Below are 19,502 nucleotides of genomic sequence, written 5' to 3' on the forward strand. Positions count from 1 at the left end.
TCGTGTTATCCCCGAACAGCTAAGAAGTGATGGCAAACTGTGCTGGCACTTTGAGCTAAACGGGAATAATAATGCACTGTATATCACGCTCCTATACTCAAAACCGTCAAGGACGATTGCTTGAATGCACCATTCAACGACGTTTTTGCCATTTTTGGGTATACAACCACTGTGGGAGAAAAACAGACGTTGAACAAACAACACTCGGTAGGAAAGCCAGTTATTCGTCTATCTGGCATTAGCAAAAGCTTTGATGGTAAAGAGATCATTTCTCACCTGAATTTAGATGTCAATCACGGTGAATTCTTAACTATACTTGGCCCATCAGGGTGTGGGAAAACCACCGTATTACGAATGATTGCTGGTTTTGAGACGGTCGATAATGGCCAAATCTTACTTGACGGTCAAGATGTGACTCAAGTTCCTGCTGAGCAGAGGCATGTCAACACGGTCTTCCAAAGTTACGCCTTGTTTCCTCATATGACCGTGTTTGATAACGTAGCCTTCGGATTGCGTATGCAGAAAGTACCAAGCGCAGATATTGAGCCACGAGTCATGGAAGCGCTACGCATGGTTCGCTTAGAGCAAATGGCACAACGTAAGCCACATCAGCTTTCTGGTGGTCAGCAGCAACGTATTGCGATTGCTCGTGCCGTAGTCAATAAACCAAAAGTGTTATTGTTGGATGAATCTTTATCTGCTCTCGATTACAAATTGCGTAAACAAATGCAAATTGAGCTGAAGCAACTCCAACGTCAACTGGGCATTACCTTCATCTTCGTGACTCACGATCAAGAAGAAGCGTTGTCCATGTCGGATCGAATCATTGTTATGCGCGACGGATGCATCGAGCAAGATGGTTCACCACGTGAAATTTATGAAGAGCCCAAAAATTTATTTGTTGCCCGCTTTATCGGTGAAATCAACGTATTTAATGCCGTCACTCAAGATCGTATTGATGATAAATGCATTAACGTACAGATCGAAGGCGTTCCTGCGATTGTCTATTATGATCAACCCGTGACTAGCGGCGATAAGTTGCAAGTTTTGCTGCGCCCAGAAGATTTACGCATTGAAGAGATTAAAGAGTCTGAAAATGCGGGTATTGTCGGCCATGTTATCGATCGAACTTATAAAGGCATGACGTTAGAGTCGGTGGTTGAATTAGAGTCAGGCATGCGCGTTATGGTGAGTGAATTCTTTAACGAGGATGATCCAGACGTAGACCACTCTATCGGCCAGAAAGTCGCCATCACTTGGGTTGAAAGCTGGGAGGTCGTCCTCAATGATGAGCAACAAGCTTAATCTACAAAACGCGATCATTGTTTTGATTGTCGGTTGGTTAGGACTGTTTGTTCTGATCCCCAATCTGATGATCATCGTGACCAGCTTTTTAACGCGTGATGAATCGAACTTAATCGCTTTTACCTTTACGTTCGATAACTATATTCGTTTAATGGATCCGATTTATGCCAGAGTGATGCTGCACTCATTTTACATGGCTATCGTAGCGACCTTAATCTGTCTTGTGGTCGGCTATCCATTTGCGTATATCGTTGCCAAAATGCCGCAAAAATGGCGTCCTATTATGCTGTTTTTAGTGATTGTTCCGTTTTGGACTAACTCGCTGATCCGTACCTATGGATTAAAAATTGTTTTGGGCACTCAAGGCATTTTGAATAAAGCACTATTAAGCATTGGCATCATCGATACTCCGATCCGTATCATGTTCACCGAAACGGCGGTAATGATTGGTTTAGTGTATATCTTGTTGCCATTTATGATTCTGCCTCTCTATTCTGCGATCGAGAAACTCGATCATACTTATATAGAAGCCGCACGAGATCTTGGTGCGAACAAGTTGCAAACGCTGATTAAAGTCATTCTACCCTTAACCATGCCCGGCATTATTGGCGGTTGTTTACTGGTACTGCTACCAGCATTAGGAATGTTCTATATTTCCGATTTACTGGGAGGCGCGAAAAACTTATTGATCGGTAACGTCATTAAGAGCCAAGTGCTCAACGCCCGAGACTGGCCATTTGGTGCAGCGACAAGTATTGCCCTCACCTTAGCCATGGCCGTCATGCTCTACGCGTATTATCGAGCAGGTAAACTCTTGAATAAGAAATCGGAGCTAAGCTAATGGGAAAGACAGTTCGATTTAGCTTTATGAGCTTAGTGTACTTATTTTTGTACCTACCGATTATTGTTTTGATTGTGAACTCTTTTAACGACAACCGCTTTGGGATTCGTTGGGGTGGCTTCACGACCAAGTGGTATCATGCTTTGATTAATAATGACAGCTTGATGCAAGCCGCCTGGCACTCTATCAATATTGCGGTATTTTCAGCGACCGCAGCGACAATTATTGGTAGTTTGACAGCTGTTGCCCTATTTCGTTACCAGTTTAAAGGTAAGAAAATGGTCAATGGCATGCTGTTTGTCGTCATGATGTCACCCGATATCGTAATGGCAATTTCATTACTGGCGCTGTTTTTAGTCCTTGGCTTTCAATTGGGCTTTCTAACTCTTTTGATTGCGCACATCACCTTCTGCTTACCCTTTGTGGTGGTCACTGTTTATAGCCGTTTGAATGGTTTTGATGTGAAGATGTTAGAAGCGGCAAAAGATCTCGGAGCGAGTGAATGGGTCATATTGAAAAATATTATTTTCCCACTTGCTAAGCCAGCAGTTGCAGCAGGTTGGTTATTAAGTTTTACCTTGTCACTCGATGATGTCATCATCAGCTCGTTTGTGACAGGACCAACCTATGAAATTCTCCCTTTAAAGATTTACTCTATGGTTAGGGTCGGGATTTCACCAGAAGTGAATGCGTTAGCAACCGTGATGTTAGTGGTTTCATTAATCCTTGTTATCACTTCACAGTTGTTAGCCAGAGAAAAAGTGAAGTAATATACTCACTGTAGGTTAAAAAACACGAAACAGAATGGCCACCATGACCATTCTGTTTCTCTATGTAACGCCTTAATGGGCAACGTTTGGTTTGGAGCTAACGTCGATGAAAAAATGGGCTACTTTATTAGCTGGTAGTGCATGTGCGCTTTCACTGTTGTCAAATTCAGCTATCGCGCAAGATAAAGAATTGGTTTTCATGAACTGGGGACCTTACATTAACAGTAATATCCTTGAACAGTTTACTCGTGAAACCGGTATCAAAGTCATTTACTCAACTTATGAGTCAAATGAAACTTTATACGCCAGGCTAAAAACCCATAATCAGGGCTACGATCTTATTGTTCCTTCGACCTATTTCGTATCCAAAATGCGTGATGAAGGTATGATTCAGAAAATAGATAAGTCTAAGCTGTCTAATTTCAGTAACTTAGACGCTAACTACCTGAATAAACCTTATGATCCGAACAACGACTACTCAATTCCGCACGTGGTCGCCATTACTGGTTTGGCAGTCAATACCGATATGTATGATCCGAATGATTTCCAAAGCTGGGGTGACCTATGGAAGCCTGAGCTAGCGAGACAATTGATGTTAATGGACGATACTCGCGAAGTATTCCATATCGCTCTGCGTAAACTCGGCTATTCCGGTAATACCACTGACGATAAGCAAATTGATGAAGCCTACGCAGAATTGCGTAAATTAATGCCGAATGTTTTGGTGTTTAACTCTGACAACCCTGCAGCCCCTTATCTTGCTGGTGAAGTTGGTTTAGGGATGTTATGGAATGGCTCTGCAGCGGCAGCGCAAAATGAAGGATTACCGATTAAACTGATCTTCCCGAAAGAAGGCGGTATTGGTTGGGTCGATAACTTCGCTATTGCTTCAGGCGCGAAAAATGTCGACGCCGCCCATAAGATGATCGACTTTTTACTGCGTCCTGAAATCGCTGAGCAAATCTCTCGTGACACTGGCTACTTAACAGGTGTTGCCGAATCGAATGCGAAGTTCAAAGATATCGCCCCCCTATTCCCATCTCAAGAAGATTTAGATCGCGTGGAATGGCAAGATGCGGTGGGAGATAAAACCATTAAGTATGAAAACTACTTTATGCGTTTAAAATCAGGTTTATAAACCAACGGTATTAAGTAAATAGGCAGCATTAGCTGCCTATTTTTTTGTGAGCTGATATACTTGGCGGCTGATTTAGCTAATCTCTCTAGCCTATTTGGGCTTTTGCTACCAAAATACGGAATTGTAATGAAGAAAAGTAAACTGTATGCGGGCGTACTATGCGCAGCGACTCTATTCACTACCCACGCGATGGCCAACGATACCGAACTGTATTTTTATAACTGGTCGGAATATATCCCTAGCGATGTACTAGAAGAATTTAGTAAAGAAACGGGTATCCGAGTTATTTATTCGACGTACGAATCAAACGAAAGCATGTACGCGAAGTTAAAAACTCAAGGCTCTGGTTATGATTTAGTGGTTCCTTCAACTTATTTTGTGTCTAAGATGCGCAAAGAAGGCATGCTGCAACCTATCGATAAAAATCAATTAAGCCATTTTGCGGATCTTGACCCTAATTTTCTCAATAAATCTTTTGATCCCGAAAACCGTTACTCAATTCCTTATATCTGGGGAGCAACAGGTATCGGCATTAATACCGATATGCTTGATAAATCAGCGTTGACCAATTGGAGTGATTTATGGGATGCCAAATGGCGTGGTCAGCTCATGCTAATGGATGATGCTCGTGAAGTGTTCCATATCGCTTTAAGTAAATTAGGTTACTCGCCAAACAGTACCAATCCAGAAGAAATTGAAGCGGCTTATCAAGAGCTAACTAAATTGATGCCAAATGTCTTGGTTTTTAACTCTGATTTCCCTGCCAACCCGTTTTTAGCGGGAGAAGTTTCGCTTGGGATGCTGTGGAATGGGTCAGCCTACATGGCGCGTCAAGAAGGGGCCAATATTGAGATTATTTGGCCAGAAAAAGGCGCTATTTTCTGGATGGACAGCATTGCTATTCCTGCAGGAGCGAAAAATATTGAAGCGGCACATAAAATGATCGACTTCTTATTACGTCCAGAAAATGCAGCAAAAATTGCGCTGGAAATTGGCTACCCAACACCCGTCAAAACAGCCCATAAGCTATTACCTGCCGAATTTGTCAATGACCCCAATATTTTTCCACCACAATCAGTAATGGATAGCGGTGAATGGCAAGATGATGTCGGCGAAGCATCGATACTATACGATAACTACTTCCAACGCCTAAAAGTGAAGTAATCACCATTCGATTCATATCAAAGCGGCTAATGCCGCTTTTTTCTGCTCTCTTTTCAGTGCTAGACGAAAACGATGTAACGTTACCAAAAAGTGAGCTTCTTTTCTTCTTATCTTGGGGTATCTTGCAGCATTAATAGCTCTTTAACTAAACGAGGGACCTCCAGCGTCGCTTTGCCATAACGTTTTTCAGCAAATTCACTCTCAATCGCGCTCGGTTCTAAATTAATTTCAATCGTATGTGCGCCATGCATCCTCGCATCATGCACAAAACCAGCCGCCGGATAAACCACACCAGAAGTACCAATAGAGACAAATAAATCGGCTTTTTCTAATGCGCTATAAATATCCCCCATCCTTAAAGGCATTTCCCCAAACCAAACAATATGAGGCCGCATTTGTTGCGGAATTTGACAGCAATGACACTGTTCGCCAGTCAATAAATCGCCCTTTTGCTCAACCACTTGATTCGATACGCTGCAGCGAGCTTTGAATAACTCACCATGCATATGAATAATATTTTGACTACCGCCTCGCTCGTGCAGATCATCGATATTCTGGGTAATGATGGTTACTGAACCATTCAGTTGTCGCTCTAAATCGCCAAGAGCAAGATGAGCCGCATTGGGTTGAATCTCAGAAGAACCCAGTTTTCTACGGCGCTGATTATAAAAATCTTGTACCAAATCAGGGTTACGAGCAAAACCTTCCGGTGTAGCGACATCTTCAATCCGGTGGTTTTCCCATAATCCATCTTGGGCCCGAAAGGTTTGAATACCCGACTCCGCAGATATCCCCGCGCCAGTCAATACTACAATATTGCGATAGGGAAAATTCATCATCCATTCCTTATTTTCAATCTTTACACCAGTTTAGCATTGATAAACGAGCCTCCCTAATTTCAAAACTTAGACAATAGTCGAAAAAACACCCAGACTCGCTGGGTGTGATGATTAAAGATTCGGACCTTTCGTCGGGCGATGAGCAATATCGGCTCGTAGCTGCTTCATACCTTGCACCATGCGCCAAAACCATAAGGTAATGGCACCTAAGGCAATGATCGCGCCAAGGTAAGGGATAGCGTAGCCAATCGTACTTAACCAAGTATTACTAAACCAATAACGGTTGACTCCCATCAGAACGCCATTTGCCGTAGCAACGGTGACAATTAGCACCACAAAAAAGGTTAAGAATAAGAAAAAAGTGCGAATTAATCCGTAATAATGGGAATTCGCCACCTCGCCATCTTGGTTTTTATCCAACCGATAACCAGCATAGATGATGCCAATCACCCCGGAAAGTAACCCGGTAAAGGGTGTCAGCAAACTGGCGATATACACAAACCAAACGGATTTATTTTTACTGGCGGGGATCATCATGACTCTCCTGTTGTACCTTTGGAACTTGATGGTCAGCCGCTTCAATTTCGCCTCGCGCTTTGACTTCTTCATACCATAAATCATGATGTTCTTTGGCCCAAGTCTCATCAACTTTACCCGTTACCATTCCCTCTAATGCCCCCTCCATACCAAATAAACCAATATAAATATGGAAAATAAAGCCACAAATAAGGATTAAAGCGGAGAACATGTGGATCAAATTCGAGAGTTCCATATCGCGGCGCGTCTGCCCAAAAATCGGAAAGTCTAAAATAAGTCCACTGATCGCGGCAAAGCTACCAAATACGATCAACAACCAATAGATGGCCTTTTCACCACCATTGGAAAAGCCAGCCGAAGGATGGGTTCCTTTATGTTTCCCCACCATTCCTCCCAATTTTAAAAACCATTGGAAATCGACCTTATTGAATAAAGATTTTCGCCACCATTTCAGCAGCATAAAAATCAGCAACACAAAGAATAAGGGGCCAACGTAATTGTGGTATTGCTTAGCGGAATAAATGACCATTCCCCACCAATCGGTAGGAATGTAAGGTTTAAGAAAGTGTTTACCATAAACCAACATTAAACCACTGAACGCCAAGGTAAGAAAAGTAAACGCCATACTCCAGTGCAACGCTCGATCCAAACGCGACCAACGTTTTAATTTTCGCCCCGTTCTTGGCTGACTAAGCATGATCGGGCCCATCAACCAATAGGCCATTACAACCATGACAATACTACCAAAAATCGCCACTGCTCCAGCAGGAGACATCCATTTCTCTTTTAAGACAAACCACATCTCACCCGGTGTACTGATTAACACGCCATGCTCAGGAGAACGTGATGTGGTATAGCCTTCTTGACCTTGCCTCACTTGACGCCAAAAGTCGGCACCCGCTAATTGAGAAATCTCTTTTTGCGCCACATTGTGATTAGTGGACTCGCCCTCATTGGCTAATAATGGGAGAGATAAACAACTAAGAGTTAAGATCAATAGCACCAAGACCTGCTGAAACGCACGCTTTATCCGATATTGCATCGCTACTTAACTCCTTGTGGCATCGAAAGCGAGATCTTCGCCATTGGTCCACCCAGCATTTTTAGCACCGCGCTCTACCACTCGCTGACGGAAAATATCCGAAACCACCGCTGCATCACCAGCCAGTAGTGCTTTAGTCGAACATAAGGAAGCGCACATCGGTAATTTACCTTCAGCAATCCGGTTAGCACCATATTTACGACGTTCTTCTGGTGAGCCGGGTTCCGTTTCAGGTCCACCAGCACAGAACGTACATTTATCCATTTTCCCACGCTCAGCAAAGGCAGACTGCTTAGGAAACTGCGGAGCACCAAACGGGCAAGCAAATAAGCAGTAACCACAACCAATGCAAAGATCTTTATTGTGCAGCACGATGCCATCTTCCGTTTTGACAAAACAGTCCGCCGGACAAACCGCCATACAAGGCGCATCAGTACAGTGCATGCAAGCTACCGAGATCGAGTTTTCTCCAGGTTCGCCATCATTGAGTGTGACCACTCGGCGACGTTGAATACCCCATTGCAGAGCATCGTCATTTTCATTTTTACAGGCCGTGACACAGCCGTTGCATTCGATGCAGCGTTTGGTATCACAAAGGAATTTCATTTTAGCCATTGGTTTACTCCTTACGCTTTACGAATGTTACACAAGGTGACTTTAGTTTCCTGCATTTGAGTAACAGGATCGTACCCATAAGTGGTCGCAATATTCGCTGACTCACCAATCACATAAGGATCGGTACCTTGTGGGTATTTATGACGAAGATCTTCACCTTGAAATTTTCCGCCAAAATGAAAAGGAATAAACGCCATACCGGGTTTAACACGACGAGTCACCATCGCTTTCACATGAATACGCCCTTTTTCTGCCCCTTCAACCCATACCATGTCACCATCCCTGAAACCAAGATCATTGGCATCTTTAGGGTTCACCTCAACAAACATCTCTTGCTGCAGTTCGGCTAACCAAGGGTTTGAACGGGTTTCTTCACCACCACCTTCGTACTCGACTAAGCGCCCAGAAGTCAGAATGATCGGATATTCTTGGGATTTATCGATATCTTGAATCGATTTGTATAACGTCGGCATTCTAAAGATCGCGTCTTTATCTTCCCAAGTAGGATAATCAGCGATGAGATCGCGTCTTGGTGTGTAAAGAGGCTCACGATGTAGTGGCACTCGATCCGGAAATGTCCACACGATCGCACGAGCTTTCGCATTGCCAAATGGAATGCAGCCATGCTTAATCGCCACTCGTTGAATACCGCCAGAAAGATCCGTTTTCCAATTTTGTCCTTCTGCGGCGACTTTTTCAGCGTCTGTCAGATCGTCCCACCATCCTAAATGTTTGAGCAATTTATCGGTGAATTCCGGATAACCATCTTCAATCTCACTGCCTTTTGAAAAACTATCTTCTGCGAGTAGTGATTGGCCTTCAAACTCAACACCATAGCGAGCTCGGAACGTCCCTCCACCCAGAGCAACCGGTTTAGACGTGTCATACAAAATATGCGTTCCAGGATGCTTCATCTCTGGAGTCCCCCAGCAAGGCCACGGTAGACCATAAGTCTCACCATGAATCGGTCCCCCTTCAGCTTCTAAAGTGGTCTTATGGAAAGTGTGCCAATGCTGTTGATGCGCTTTTAAACGTTCAGGGCTTTGTCCGGTATAGCCGATGGTCCACATCCCTTTATTAAATTCACGGGTAATGTCTTCTATGAGTGGTTGATCATTCTCAACTCGAATGTGTTTACAAAGTTGCTCGGCAAAACCGAGTTTTTTACTCAGTAAGTACATGATTTCATGATCAGGTTTGGAGTCAAACAACGGTTCAATGACTTGATCACGCCATTGCAAAGAGCGATTTGACGCGGTCACGCTGCCGTAAGTTTCAAATTGGGTTGTGGCCGGCAGCAAATACACGCCATCACGGCGCTCATTCATCACTGCAGCAACAGTTGGATAAGGATCAACAATCACCATCATGTCGAGTTTTTGCATCGCTTTTTTCATTTCTACACCACGGGTTTGCGAGTTAACCGCATGACCCCAATAGAACATAGCGCGAATATTTTCTCGTTGTTGAATATTGTCTTTATTCTCCAGAACGCCATCAATCCAACGAGATACCGGAATTCCGAAACTATTCATTGGCTTAGTGCCACCGTAAGTCCCTTGATCAAAACGATTCGCTATCCAATCAAAATCAACATCCCACACCTTGGCCCAATGACGCCATGCCCCTTCTGCGACGCCATAGTAACCAGGCAACGAATCAGAAAGCACCCCTAAATCCGTTGCTCCTTGAACGTTATCATGACCACGGAAAATGTTCGCACCGGAACCCGGTTTACCCAAATTCCCCAAAGCCAATTCAAGTACACAATAAGCACGAGTATTGTTATTTCCTGTTGTATGCTGAGTGCCGCCCATACACCAAATGATACAACCGGGGCGATGTTCAGAGAGTAGCTTCGCGGTTTGATAAACATCCGACTCACTCACTCCGGTAACCCGTTCCACCTCTTGAGGTGTCCATTTCGCCACTTCTTGACGAATTTCATCCATGCCAAACACACGTTGGCGAATGAATTCTTTATCTTCCCACTGATTGTTAAATACGTGCCAGAGCACGCCCCAAATAAAGGCGACATCCGTTCCGGGACGCAATGACACATAGTGATCCGCTTTGGCTGCGGTGCGCGTACGACGAGGATCGGCAACCACAATTTTGCAATTATTCTTCTCTTTGGCGATCAAGATATGTTGCATTGCGACCGGATGTGCTTCCGCAGGGTTCGAGCCAATGAACAACATCGACTTACAGTTATGCATATCATTAAAGGAGTTGGTCATTGCACCGTAACCCCAAGTATTGGCAACGCCTGCTACAGTCGTGGAATGGCAAATTCGCGCTTGGTGATCAACGTTATTGGTTCCCCATAATGAGGCCATTTTACGAAAGAGATACGCTTGTTCATTGCTGTGCTTAGCGCTGCCAAGCCAGTAGACCGAATCTGGTCCCGATTGTTGACGAATTTTTAGGATCTCATCGCCGATTTCATCGATTGCCTGTTGCCATGAGAGCTTTTTCCATTTTCCGCCCTCAAGCTTCATTGGATATTTCAAACGTCGCTCACCATGACCATGCTCGCGTAAGGCTGCCCCTTTTGCGCAATGCCCACCCGCATTAAAGGGGTGATCAAAAGCCGGCTCTTGGCCTGTCCAAACCCCATTTTGAACTTCAGCATAAATGCCGCAGCCAACGGAACAGTGCGAACAGATGGTGCGCTTAACTTCCGTTTTAACCTGATTAGATCGCGAGGTTGCCTGAGCTTTTTTAATCATTCCAGGAGCAAATAAAGCGGAACCAACAACCGCACCACCCGCAGCTAATGAACTGTTGCGAATAAAAGCTCGACGACTGAGTCCTAATGTATTTGGCTGTTCGACCTGCTCTGAACGTTTGGTCAGTTTCATTATTGGCTCCTATAAACTCGCGTAGTAATCACGGATATGTTGAGTTTCGTGATACCCTTTTTGTAATGGCTGTGGCGTCGCCTCTTCCGCTGTCTCTACCGCTAATGCAGACTGACCAGTGGAAGCCACCACACCTCCGACAACGGCGGCACCGGCCATACTTTTTAATACCGTGCGCCGACTCTGATTAATATCTGATTGTTTTTTCATCGCTTCCTTCCTTTTTTCCATATAACCGCGGTGATGGTTCCACTGCCGTCGTAGGATGTTTGTTATCATTCGCTGACATTCTGCTCAATGGTGTTTTTGACATGCATAACATGGGTATTACCTTGACTAGCAATGCTAGCTGGTGTCATCTGAATACTCTCTAGGCTTAAAAATGCCTTGCACACTTGAGATACCGCTCGATAAAAATTCGCATGTTCGGCTTGCTCAATTTGTCGTACTAGGTGATTAAACCAAGGACCAATATGGCGATGAAAAAACTCACCTTGTTGCTCAGGCGTATCGCTGATCAACCAAGCCATACTTTCACATAAGGCGGCAATGTGATCTTCTGGCTCTTTCACCGAGTCTGAACGCTGCAAACCAAGCTGTGCCATATGTTGGCGAAGATCCGCTAAAGGTTTTTCCATTAATGATCCAGTCAGGTGCCATGAGGCAAAGGGCACCACTTCACCTCTTCCGATACCAATAAATAGCCATTGATATTCCTCTTCAAGGCTATCAACATCAGTATGTTGTGCGGCGTGTCTTAAAGCTAACCAACACCGGCTCATTACGCTTGAGTTATCTTCAATCTCTAAGTCAGCCAAAAACTGCAATTGTGACTGACTAGGAGGAGCGCGAAATAAGGAGGCTAACATCAGATAAATATCGGTGCGGATAGTGTCTGTAACTTGCATAAACATCGCCTTAATAGTGAAGTTGCTGCTCTGGGTTTTCAGCCATCGCTTCAAAAATATCAATCACTCGACAGTCTTCGCACATGGCGATTCGATTCAGAGACATGGGATCTGAAAAATGAGAGTGACCACGTAACTTATCTTGCAGCATGGTGATCATTGATTGAGGCGCAAATGCTTTTTGACAACGTAAACAGCGAGCTGGCTCTTCTTGATGTAACACCTGCGCTGCTTGTCGCTCATCATGGTCCCAATTGATTCTTGGTACCGCCGTCAAGACTTTTTCAGGACATGCAGTGACACATAAACCGCACTGCACACAATCTTGTTCAGTAAAATGCAAAGCAGGTATATCACCACTATGATGCAAAGCTCGCGTAGGACAGACCGCGACGCAGCTCATACACAAAGTACAATCTTGACTGGCGCACTCAATTGAACCAAAAGGGGCTGAGCTATTCAGTGGTTGAATCATGGAGTCTGGTTGATACTGACTGGCAAGTGCATCTAATGCTTGATACAAACGTTGGCGTTTATTACCAGAGAGCTCACCCAATCGAAGCATCAAATCTTCTTCACACATAACTGGGAGTCCTTCGCTCAGCGATTCCAAATAGAAAATATCAATCCGCTGCTTGTCTAAGCCTAATGACGCTAATAGTGTTTGTGCTAACGACACTTCTTGATGAAGAATACGCAATACGGTCGCAGGCATATGCTGGCTAGCTGCAAACAGTACCTGAGTCGCGCCATTAACCAGTGCCGCGAACCAAGTATCCATACCGACAGAAAGAAGTTCTTCTAGCATCACCGGAATAACATTATCGGGTAAAGCTTTCAGCGCCATAAGATGATGAGCTTCGTGGCGATCACTGCAAAAAAGAATGATCGGTGTTTCGCCTTGGGCCTGAAAATAATGGTTAAGTAGTCGCTCAACAAACTTTTGTGTATCGGTAGGGTTAGGTAAAGCGTAGTGGATCGCTTCCGTTGGGCAAGCCGTCGCGCACGTTCCAATACCTTGACAAAGATAGGGATTGATTTCTATTCGGTGTCCTGTTTGTGCTGACCCTTCACTAGAAAGCGCACCCGCCGGACAAGCATCAACACACCGCTCACAACCTTTCACCCCTCGTGAGCTGTGTGCACACAAATCGGTATTGAGACGGAAATATTTCGGTTTATCAAAAGTACCGATTAATGTTGGAATGGTTTCTAACGCTTCAACGAGTTTGTTTTCGCCTCGCCCCACAGGAAAGTATCCAGGAACAGGCACTTCTTCACTCATGATTCCGCTGAGTGAGAGATCCAATACAATATCAAAACATGCTTGCCCAATTGCCGCTTGTGCCAAATTGATACTTTGACCACGATTGACCACCTGAATATCGAATGCCCCCAAATAGCCACTGATTTGTACCGAATCGGCAAAGTAAAGTGTGCTTGAATGCCCCTGATGGCCGTCAATCGATAAAAGCGTCAAAGAGCCCATTGCAGACAGTTGTTGGACCGCACGTTCAATCAAACTGGTGGGACCAATTAATAATGTATGACCACCACTTTGATAACTAACCGTTGGTGGGATCAAATTCTGCAGCTCAACAGTATGTTGCAGCGCAAACCAACGCGCTTGACCAGAAGCACTGGAGGCTTGTTGTAGATAGTCGTTTAACATTGCTCAGTTCCATGCTGAAAGCAGGCTCATTGGCCTACCCTTATTTATTACATGGATTTAGCAAATAACGTTCCAATTAAAAATATAATTTATCTAATTGATTTGTATGCAATTTAAGTGAAATTCTTATCAGAAAGAATCCAATAAGACATTTTGTCTCATTAGCAAGCTAAGAAGTGAGACAAAATGTCCCTACTTTTTGTCCGCCCATACTGCCTCATCTTCATCCATCCGATCACGCGGCATAATTGGTTGATGGTGAGCGAAGTGGTTATGGTTATTTTGGTGTTCAGATTGGTGTTCAGGTATCAGATCTGCATTCGATGGGTCGACATCAATAAGCCATTCACGGACGCTTTGTGCTAGTTCACTCGCCAAGGGTTTTAACGCATGATAATCACCATCATAATCATCTAGACCATCGACTTGATTGAACTCGCCATTGAAAAAAAGCTGCCGTAACGCCTTTTTTTTCAACTCAGCAGAAGCCGAAACCAATAGCGTGGAAAGCTCATTTTCGGTAGCAAGGCTCTCTTCTTTCACCGACTCTGCAGGAGAGGCTGTCTGATTGCGGGTTAAGGTCGTAGACAGTTCAGAATCACTCTCAGATTGTAGATCACTCGGTAATGCTTTATCGCCACTATCCGATGCCTCAATAACCTCGTCTTCTGATACCGTTGCTTGATCTAATTTACGCTTTGACCAGCGATTAAAGAAAGAATCAGTTGCCACATGATCTCCCGGCACCTTTACGCTTTTTAGAACGGTAGTCGAGCAATTCGCCTTCTCGACCAATGAAGGCTTCAATCCACGCTTGCACCGCTAAAGGCATAGGCTCAGAAAGTACTACATAGTCGCTATCCATATAACGAGCCGCCACACCTTGCGAGGCGGTAATGCACACCAGTTTGGGTTGATCATCATCGGTACTATTTTCTACGATCACGAATAACTTAGGCTCTCGCGAGCTGAGGTTAAATCGATAATCGCTTCGCTCATCGCGAAAGAGCTCCAATACGGCTCGCGCTTTGAACTCAACCTGAGGCATTAATTCAAAACCGCTTAATTGCCATTGGCTCGTTACCCAACGCCCAACATTAAACGAGCGTAAATGAAGTAGGCAGCCAATGGACCATTGAAATTCGTTTTTGATCAACGGCACTGAATGTGAAATGGGGAAAGCCATGAAGAGTAAATCCTTGCTTGAGTCAATACCATCAACAACATATGCTCATTTAAGCAATTATTACGCCACCCCCATTAATCGACATAACATACGACGAAAAAGAGAATATGGAATGATATTTGCTGCTCTCTTTATCTCTGCCTCACTCGTATCATCGATCACGATTGGCGATTAACACACTTTTAGCATCGGTATAGGAAAATTTTGTGTCAGCATTCTCTCTCATTCAGCCGACTGAAAATCCACAACAAACCATGGAAGTAACGGTTTATGATCAATATGGTGAACCATTAAGCAAATCCATCGCCTGTGAACGCCCTTTAACCGTACTGTTAAATTGGCAAGAAGTGGTGACGCTAATGACTCTAGGCTCTCGCCCCGAAGCGTTAGTGCTCGGCTACCTAAAAAATCAAAGTTTTATTTCTGATCGAGAGCAACTTCAATCAGTGATCATTGATTGGCAAACGCATTCAGCCGCCGTGGTGACTAAAGAGAATATAGACCGTGTTCAACCGGCGCTTAAGAAAAAAACCGTTACCTCTGGATGTGGTCAGGGCACGATGTATGGCAATGTCATGCAACAATTAGAAGGCTATCAAGTGCCACAGACACGCTTGAAACAGTCACAGATCTACGCAACGTTAGAGGCGCTCACCCATCATAATCAAACCTATAAAAAAGCCGGCGCCGTTCACGGCTGTGCGATTTGCCAAAATAACCATGTGCTCTCTTTTGTCGAAGATGTAGGTCGGCATAATGCTGTCGATACATTAGCTGGCGAACTCTGGCTGCAAGGGGATTCGGGTCATGACAAACTGTTTTATACGACTGGACGGTTAACCTCTGAAATGGTGATTAAGGTTGCGCAAATGGGTATTCCCGTCCTACTTTCTCGCTCTGGGGTCACTCAAATGGGCTTAGACTTGGCCAATCAGTTTGGTATTACCACCATTGCGCGAGCGAAAGGCCTGCGTTTTGAAATCTACAGTGGCGCAGAAAAAATTGATTTTGATATCAAAGGCTAATCTTACGTGAAAAGATTGATGTTCCTCTCTGAATGAGTGCCATCACTCATTCAGAGAAAAGGATTATTCAGAAAATGAGTGAGTCGTCGTGATCAATAACGGGCTTTCCGCTTTCGCCAGCAAGTAAATACTAAAAGTACTGCCTTGTCCCTCAACAGAGTGAACTCGAATTTCACCGCCAACTTGACTGAGTAAGCTCTGTGATACCGATAACCCCAACCCCGTTCCTTGCCTTTTGGTTGTATAAAAAGGGGCAAAAATTTTGCTCAGTTGCTCAGGTTTGATTCCACAGCCATGGTCTTGAACATGAATGATCGCGCCGAATACTTTTCCGTCTTGTTGCCAATCTTCGCTACTAATGATCAGTTGACCTTTGCCTTGCATCGCGTGAATAGCATTGATCTGTAAATTGACTAAAATCTGCAACAGATGATGATGATTCACTTCAACAGAGCAGTGCGCTTGCAAGTGTGTAATAAACTCAACGTCGCGTCTCTTACTGCCCGCTTTAACGAGTGTAATACTCTCTTCGATAATTGGATTAACACGCTGCCAGGTAATTTTATCTTGCACGCCACCATGACGACTGTATTGCAGTAAACTGCGAGTAATATTGCGGATCCGATCGACTTGCAGCAAGATTGCCTCAATTTCCTCGGCCACCCTTGGTGCTTGTTCTGCCAGCTCAAAACGGATAAGTTCGGCATTACCAAGAATCACTGCGGTAGGATTATTAATCTCATGCGCGATACCTGCGGTTAGCTCTCCAAGTGCCGCCAGTTTTTCATGAGCAATCAATTTATTACGAGTTTGATTCAATAACTGAATGTGGTGTTCTAATTGCTGAGTTTTTTCATGCAAACTGGCGGTGCGCGATTGAACCTTTTCTTCTAATTCATCGGCAGCGTGCTGAATCTGCTGATTACGCTGTTGCAGTAAATCCAGCATATGATCAAACTGTTTCGCCAGTTGAGCTAGCTCATGTTTTTCATCCAACCCTAATGAGCCAATACGTTTATTTTGATCAACTTGAACCTGTTTAACAACGTGATGGATACGTTCAATGGGGCGAAACAAATCACGTGAACCGCGATAAACGAAAAAACCTGAAACAAGCAATAAAATCAATGCCATACTGCCCATTTCGACAATGTTGGTTAAGTAAATTTTAACCAATGGCCACAGTAAATAGCCCGTATAAAGCATACCAATAACTTGATCATATTGATCACGAAGTGGCTGATAAGCACTGATATACCAAGCATCATAGACATACGCCTTATCTACCCATTGCTCACCTTGTCTTAATACCTGATCGGCTACTGGTTGAGAGACTCGTGTACCAATCGCTCGTCCAGCTAGAGTAGAACTATCCAACGGTACATTAGTGCTAACCCGTAAATCATCCAAAAATAACGTTAGCGTGCCTGCTGGACTTAATCGATTGGCTTGTACGGGGTAGATTAAATCTCGAATTTGGTCGACGAGTAACGTGCTATTGTTGAGCAGCAACCCTCCTTCTAAAAAACCGATGATCTTTTGATCAATCAAGATCGGAACAACAGTTCGGCTGACTAATCCACGCGATTCTACCGAGCGATCGTTTAACATCGGGGTTTGTGCGCGAATCGCTAAATCGGGATCCAATTGCTGTAATTCAGCCGCACTCAGCACATCAAAAAAAGACTCTTTTCGCGTCAGATCCAAATAACGGAACTGCTGTTCTAGCGTGTTAACCAATTGAAAATGCAGAAAGTCTAATTCGTAACGTTTTTTCTGTTGCTGAACCCAATCCATAAACTCTGGCTGGTAGTAATAACCCTCTCGAAGCCCATGTTGAAAATCATAAGAATCAGCGAAGGCGTGAACATAACTGGCCTGTTTTTGTTGCAATAGCGTCACACTATTTTGAGCAACCCCCAAGCGCTCTGATACATCCACCAAGACACTTTGCCACGTGTAATGCAAAGACCAATAAAAGCTGATACCGATCAAGGCCATTAATGTGACGGCTATCGGTACGGAAGTCAGAATCAACAGTCGGTAGCGGACCATACTTCGGAAGCGATGGTGCCAAGCTCGCCACCATGAAGGTTTAGCGCACCTTGATTTGCTCATCACTTTCCCACTCTTTGAATTTTCGCTCTAATGTTTTGCGAGCAACGCCTAAATCCCGAGCGGCTGCCGATTTATTGCCTTGATGAAAAGCAACGATTTGTTCTATATGCGCCTTCTCGACTTGTTTTAAACTCCAATCCGTCGGATAACCACAAGCTTCCTCTCGGTTTGGTCTATCACTTTCCGATGATAATTGTGACAATGTCACTTCAATGTCACTGTTTTGACCATCACGGGGTAATGGCTGCCAGTAATGCGCTAACGGTTGACCGATTAATAAACAGCGCTCAATGAGGTTTTTTAATTCGCGAATATTCCCCGGCCAGTCGTAATCAAACAGTGCATTAATATCTTCATGGGCCCATTTAGGCGTCGGCAACGACAGATCTGCACACAGGGTTTGTGTAAAAAAAGGCACCAACTCATGCAAATCGGCTTTGCGCGCTCGTAGCGGCAAGACCTCAATTTTGAGTACATTTAATCGATAATAGAGATCGGCGCGAAAACGGCCTTCTTCTACCTCCTGAAACAGATTTCTATTTGTCGCAGCCACAACTCGTACATCAACTGGCAGCTCTCTTTCTGAGCCAACCGGACGGATCGCTCGCTGCTCTAACACTCGCAACAAAGACGATTGCATATTAAGTGGCATCTCACCGATTTCATCTAAAAACAGGGTTCCACCATGAGCAACCCGAAAAAGGCCCTCACGATTTTTCTTAGCGCCAGTAAAAGCGCCCTGTGTATGTCCAAATAGCTCACTCTCTAAGAGCTCTGGGGCAATTGCGCCACAATTAACAGGCACAAACGGTCCCTGCCTTCCACTGGCTTCATGAATGCCGCGCGCCACCAACTCTTTCCCCGTGCCAGATTCACCTTCAATCAACACGGAAGCACGAGAAGGAGCAAATTGCATAATCAATTGTTTGAGTTGCTCGGTCTGTGGCGATTGCCCCAAAATTTGGCTAACACAATGACGTTGGACGTCACGTTGTAACGCATATTGCATGCGTTGATGTAACCGCTTATCCATGCATCGTTCAACCGCTTTGAGCATCTGTTCAAGGTTAAATGGTTTGAGAATAAAATCAGCAGCGCCCAACTGCAGCGCACTGATGGCTGTCTCTAAGTCGGCGTAACCCGTCATGAAGATCACATCGGGTCGCTGATCTTGTTCAGCAAAGATCGCTTCCCATTCAATCCCTGAGCGGCCGGGTAAATTAATGTCTAAAATAATCAAATCATAATGGGTCGTCGCGCGTAGTATTTCTGCTTCATCAATGCATCCAGCACAATCTACTTTCGAAAACCACTTACGTAATGCTTTTTGTAAAATAGACTGCATGCCTGTTTCATCATCCACCACCAATACCGAAAAAGCGTGGTAGTGTTGCGCTGATTTACGATCACTCAAATAAGCCATGATTTCCCTTGGGTTTTACTATAAATAGAGAGACAAAAAACCTTATCATTTATCA

Annotated in this window: 18 protein-coding genes; 6 read left to right on the top strand and 12 right to left on the bottom strand. The window is 44.4% G+C overall.

From position 1 onward, the window contains the following. Nucleotides 1-171 precede the first annotated feature (171 nt). From potA to BSR11_RS03605, 5 genes are all read left to right on the top strand, one after another. Nucleotides 172-1,305 (top strand): spermidine/putrescine ABC transporter ATP-binding protein PotA, encoded by a 1,134-nt coding sequence (gene potA / locus BSR11_RS03585; protein WP_072669361.1) that lies wholly within the window; start codon nucleotides 172-174, stop codon nucleotides 1,303-1,305. After that, on the top strand, nucleotides 1,289-2,146 hold the full coding sequence (potB, locus tag BSR11_RS03590; protein WP_181397507.1) for a spermidine/putrescine ABC transporter permease PotB: 858 nt from the start codon (nucleotides 1,289-1,291) through the stop codon (nucleotides 2,144-2,146). Before potA ends, potB begins: the two co-directional genes overlap by 17 nt. Then, nucleotides 2,146-2,916, top strand: a complete 771-nt coding sequence (gene potC / locus BSR11_RS03595; protein ID WP_004395273.1) for a spermidine/putrescine ABC transporter permease PotC — start codon at nucleotides 2,146-2,148, stop codon at nucleotides 2,914-2,916. The genes potB and potC overlap by 1 nt, the downstream gene beginning before the upstream one ends. Before the next feature lie 106 nt (nucleotides 2,917-3,022). After that, nucleotides 3,023-4,054 carry an extracellular solute-binding protein gene (locus BSR11_RS03600; RefSeq protein ID WP_040904305.1) on the top strand — a complete coding sequence of 344 codons (1,032 nt, stop codon included), beginning with the start codon at nucleotides 3,023-3,025 and terminating at the stop codon, nucleotides 4,052-4,054. A 126-nt stretch (nucleotides 4,055-4,180) separates the two neighbouring features. Beyond that, a complete protein-coding gene (locus tag BSR11_RS03605; protein WP_072669116.1) occupies nucleotides 4,181-5,218 on the top strand; it encodes an extracellular solute-binding protein in 1,038 nt (345 codons plus the stop codon). Nucleotides 5,219-5,325: 107 nt separating this feature from the next. Here the strand turns inward: BSR11_RS03605 and cobB are convergent, their stop codons facing one another. The 10 genes from cobB to BSR11_RS03655 form a co-directional block, all read right to left on the bottom strand. Further along, on the bottom strand, nucleotides 5,326-6,054 hold the full coding sequence (cobB, locus tag BSR11_RS03610) for a Sir2 family NAD+-dependent deacetylase (protein ID WP_072669117.1): 729 nt from the start codon (nucleotides 6,052-6,054) through the stop codon (nucleotides 5,326-5,328). A 114-nt stretch (nucleotides 6,055-6,168) separates the two neighbouring features. Further along, nucleotides 6,169-6,591, bottom strand: a complete 423-nt coding sequence (locus tag BSR11_RS03615) for a hypothetical protein (RefSeq protein ID WP_040904303.1) — start codon at nucleotides 6,589-6,591, stop codon at nucleotides 6,169-6,171. Then, nucleotides 6,575-7,636, bottom strand: coding sequence for a formate dehydrogenase subunit gamma (locus tag BSR11_RS03620; RefSeq protein WP_072669118.1), 1,062 nt, complete (start codon nucleotides 7,634-7,636; stop codon nucleotides 6,575-6,577). The genes BSR11_RS03615 and BSR11_RS03620 overlap by 17 nt, the downstream gene beginning before the upstream one ends. A 6-nt stretch (nucleotides 7,637-7,642) precedes the next feature. Then, nucleotides 7,643-8,251 (bottom strand): formate dehydrogenase FDH3 subunit beta, encoded by a 609-nt coding sequence (fdh3B, locus tag BSR11_RS03625; RefSeq protein ID WP_004395267.1) that lies wholly within the window; start codon nucleotides 8,249-8,251, stop codon nucleotides 7,643-7,645. A gap of 11 nt (nucleotides 8,252-8,262) precedes the next feature. Next, nucleotides 8,263-11,115, bottom strand: a complete 2,853-nt coding sequence (locus BSR11_RS03630; RefSeq protein WP_072669119.1) for a formate dehydrogenase subunit alpha — start codon at nucleotides 11,113-11,115, stop codon at nucleotides 8,263-8,265. Nucleotides 11,116-11,124: 9 nt separating this feature from the next. Next, the gene (locus BSR11_RS03635) at nucleotides 11,125-11,325 is read right to left on the bottom strand and encodes a transcriptional initiation protein Tat (RefSeq protein WP_072669120.1); all 201 of its coding nucleotides are present in this window, start codon (nucleotides 11,323-11,325) and stop codon (nucleotides 11,125-11,127) included. Nucleotides 11,326-11,390: 65 nt separating this feature from the next. Beyond that, nucleotides 11,391-12,023 carry a TorD/DmsD family molecular chaperone gene (locus BSR11_RS03640; protein WP_072669121.1) on the bottom strand — a complete coding sequence of 211 codons (633 nt, stop codon included), beginning with the start codon at nucleotides 12,021-12,023 and terminating at the stop codon, nucleotides 11,391-11,393. Nucleotides 12,024-12,033: 10 nt separating this feature from the next. Then, nucleotides 12,034-13,695, bottom strand: a complete 1,662-nt coding sequence (locus BSR11_RS03645; protein ID WP_072669122.1) for a 4Fe-4S dicluster domain-containing protein — start codon at nucleotides 13,693-13,695, stop codon at nucleotides 12,034-12,036. Nucleotides 13,696-13,887: 192 nt separating this feature from the next. Beyond that, nucleotides 13,888-14,427: a DUF3306 domain-containing protein gene (locus tag BSR11_RS03650; protein ID WP_072669123.1), complete on the bottom strand. Its 540-nt coding sequence runs from the start codon at nucleotides 14,425-14,427 to the stop codon at nucleotides 13,888-13,890. After that, nucleotides 14,417-14,881: a DUF3305 domain-containing protein gene (locus BSR11_RS03655; RefSeq protein WP_072669124.1), complete on the bottom strand. Its 465-nt coding sequence runs from the start codon at nucleotides 14,879-14,881 to the stop codon at nucleotides 14,417-14,419. Before BSR11_RS03655 ends, BSR11_RS03650 begins: the two co-directional genes overlap by 11 nt. A gap of 254 nt (nucleotides 14,882-15,135) precedes the next feature. Here BSR11_RS03655 and BSR11_RS03660 point away from each other — a divergent pair, with 254 nt between their 5' ends. After that, complete coding sequence (locus BSR11_RS03660) at nucleotides 15,136-15,906, top strand: formate dehydrogenase accessory sulfurtransferase FdhD (protein WP_422636399.1); 771 nt, start codon at nucleotides 15,136-15,138, stop codon at nucleotides 15,904-15,906. A gap of 63 nt (nucleotides 15,907-15,969) precedes the next feature. Here the strand turns inward: BSR11_RS03660 and BSR11_RS03665 are convergent, their stop codons facing one another. Continuing rightward, a complete protein-coding gene (locus tag BSR11_RS03665) occupies nucleotides 15,970-18,024 on the bottom strand; it encodes a sensor histidine kinase (RefSeq protein WP_072669126.1) in 2,055 nt (684 codons plus the stop codon). After that, complete coding sequence (locus BSR11_RS03670; protein WP_072669127.1) at nucleotides 18,002-19,447, bottom strand: sigma-54-dependent transcriptional regulator; 1,446 nt, start codon at nucleotides 19,445-19,447, stop codon at nucleotides 18,002-18,004. Before BSR11_RS03670 ends, BSR11_RS03665 begins: the two co-directional genes overlap by 23 nt. Nucleotides 19,448-19,502 lie beyond the last annotated feature (55 nt).

The sequence above is a fragment of the Vibrio injensis genome, from assembly GCF_001895205.1.
GTDB classification, from domain to species: Bacteria; Pseudomonadota; Gammaproteobacteria; order Enterobacterales; family Vibrionaceae; genus Vibrio; species Vibrio injensis.